Annotated in this window: 3 protein-coding genes; 1 reads left to right on the forward strand and 2 read right to left on the reverse strand. The window is 53.0% G+C overall.

Annotated elements, in window-relative coordinates:
• The first annotated feature begins 141 nt into the window (after positions 1-141).
• A complete protein-coding gene (locus Q1B15_RS07620) occupies positions 142-720 on the forward strand; it encodes a hypothetical protein (RefSeq protein WP_299752474.1) in 579 nt (192 codons plus the stop codon).
• A 335-nt stretch (positions 721-1,055) separates the two neighbouring features.
• Here Q1B15_RS07620 and Q1B15_RS07625 read toward each other — a convergent pair whose 3' ends face one another.
• Positions 1,056-2,405 carry a HAMP domain-containing sensor histidine kinase gene (locus Q1B15_RS07625; protein WP_299752477.1) on the reverse strand — a complete coding sequence of 450 codons (1,350 nt, stop codon included), beginning with the start codon at positions 2,403-2,405 and terminating at the stop codon, positions 1,056-1,058.
• Positions 2,402-2,593 (reverse strand): helix-turn-helix domain-containing protein (locus tag Q1B15_RS07630; RefSeq protein ID WP_299752480.1); only part of this gene is annotated, 192 nt, incomplete at its 5' end. The genes Q1B15_RS07625 and Q1B15_RS07630, both read right to left, overlap by 4 nt.

Consider the following 2,593-nt stretch of genomic DNA (forward strand, 5'->3'; position numbering starts at 1 on the left):
GGTAAGTTTTTTTATGGAAGAGAGTTCGCACGCGAGCCACCCGCTCAAATCTATTTAATTTATTCCTATTTTGTGGTAGTCCGAAGCTGCGGACAACGGCGGACGATGTCGTTCGCGATCCGTCGAGGGGGAGGGTATTTCATGAAAAAGTTAGTGAGCTACACATTGGCAGCCATGATCATTCCAATGGCGGTCTGGGCAGAGGATGTCGACCTCGACAAGCTGCGCGACGCTGTGTCGAAATACAAGGATGTGAACGTGGCAATGGCTGAGGGCTACATAAGCCCCGACAATAATTGCGTTTCGGCTGAGGGAGAAGGGCTCCCGCCAGATCTGGGCGCCATGGGAATGCATTATATCCAGCCCCAGCTTCTTAAGATCACCGGAACTGACCCAAGGGTCGATGGCATGAGCACTCATACCAACTGGATGCAGCCATCTGTTCTGATCTACGAGCCGCAGGCCGATGGATCGATGGAACTTGTCGCGGTCGAGAACCTGGTATTCTTAGAAGCTTGGAACGCGGCAGGCAAAACGGATGCACCGGTCCTGAACGGGCGAGGCTGGGACCATATGGCAGATGACCCGGGAACGCCCGGCGACGAAGCGCACGGCTTCGCACCGCATTACGACCAGCACGTCTGGCTGTTTCGCGAAAACCCTATGGGGGAGCTGATGCCGTTCAACCCCAACGTAACCTGCGAACACCACCCTTCGTAATAGCTACGCAGGCAAAGTCAGGAGGTACCCGCCATCGCTCTCAGCGATGGCGGGTATTGCACCCAAGATCTGCAACAGTTTGCCAAGGCAATAAGGGGCGGTTTCAACTCCGCGCAAAAGGTCCGCTTACGGCTTTTCTTATTCTTTTTCCATCAATCGGTAATGATTGAACCACTACACCGGCTGGCCATTCATGGCGTGCAGTGGCGGCAGCTGGATCGTTTTGGGCTTGGTGAACGGGGACGGTTTTTAAGTTTGATCAGCCGCTGTCTTCGCATGCGGCCTGCTCGGGCGGTAAACCATGGCGCTCCAGGCACCTGGAACACGCGTGTTTATCAATTGAGTGACTGCGCTCGGTGTGACGTGGGCACTTTAACTTTTACGAGCAATCCACCGAGGCTTTCGGACCGCTCAAGATCGAGCGTGCCACCGTATGCGGCAACAAGATCAGAGGCGATGGCAAGGCCAAGACCGGTTCCCTCGTTTTTCATGTCCAGCCGCTGTCCAGGCAAGAGAGCTTGCTGAGACTGAGCCAAAGTCAGTCCCGGGCCGTCATCTTCGATCTCAATGGTTATGAATTCCTCAATTTGAGTTACTTTGATCGATATGGTTTTCGCCGCCCATCGGTATCCGTTCTCAAGGATATTGCCGATAATTTCCTCCAGGTCCTGTTGGTCCATTTTCACCGAAAGGCCAGCATCGCAAACCACGATCAATTGTTTTTTTGTCGCAAACGGTAGCGTTTCAAACAACCGTTTAAGGCGATCAATCGACCCACGTACATTTGCGTTCATGCGCATGCCATCCGCCGAGTATGACGCGCGCATTCTAGCGAGCGCCCTGGAAACTTGCTTTTCGATGCGCTCGAGAATCTCTTCCGATAGCGAAACGTCCAAGCCTTGATCGGACATCGCTTCTAACTCGTTTTTAAGGGCAGAAACCGGTGTTTTCAGGGCATGTGCCATATCGGCAGTCTGACGACGCGCTCGAGCAATAATGTCGTGATTGCGTTCCAAAAGCGTATTGATGTCGGATACCAGTGGAGCAACTTCCGCGGGATATTTTTCTGGGTCGAGCTTGGACTGATCAGACCAACGCGCCTGCACTTCACCGGAGAGCTTTCTAAGAGGCCGCAAAGCTGAGGAGGTGAGTAAATAGGCTCCGACCACACCCAAAAACCCAAGGATGAGAAAGGTGACTGCGCCGTAACGGGAAACAAGCTGACGATCCTCAGAGAGCCTTGTCAGGCTTTCAGCCACCGCGACTTGATACTGCTTGCCGTTTTCCAGCGTGATCAACTGTGTCAGCCCCCTGACGGCGTCTCTTGGACCAGAGGCTTCCCAAAACACGGGCTCGACGTTGACAGGTTCAGGGAGGTTCAACTTGAAATCGAAAAGCGAAGTCGACGCGACAATTTGGCCGTCTGGCTCTCGAAATTGCCAATATTTTCCGGAGTATTGTCTTCCGTATCCCGGCTCCGAGAAATTCATGGAGTCCGCGTTTAGCGCAGCATCTGCATTGGACAGTTCAACAGTAAGGCGGGTCAACCGTTCTGCGAGGATATCGTCAAAGCGACTAATCGTGATCCTGTCGAATATCGCGAGGAGCGCGAGAGTTCCAAAGGCAAACACGAGGATCGCCCAAACGGACCCTGCGACAGCCGATCTGCGACTTAGCGAAATCATGAAACATCCGAAATACGGTAACCCTTGCCTCGCAAAGTCTCGATCAGATCGGCTCCTAGCTTTTGCCTCAGACGCGCAATAAACACAGCGATGGTGTTTGAATCGCGGTCTTCGTCGAATTCATAAATGTGTTCTGAAAGTTCAGTTCGTGAAATAAATCGGCCTTTGTTGTGCAGCAGGTAGTCAAG

This window comes from uncultured Boseongicola sp., from assembly GCF_937988555.1.
Lineage (GTDB): Bacteria > Pseudomonadota > Alphaproteobacteria > Rhodobacterales > Rhodobacteraceae > Boseongicola.

Bases quoted from the DNA above. Each gene is read 5' to 3' on its own strand.
- Q1B15_RS07620 (WP_299752474.1), top strand. From the start codon at position 142: ATGAAAAAGTTAGTGAGCTACACATTGGCAGCCATGATCATTCCAATG.
- Q1B15_RS07625 (WP_299752477.1), bottom strand. From the start codon at position 2,405: ATGATTTCGCTAAGTCGCAGATCGGCTGTCGCAGGGTCCGTTTGGGCG.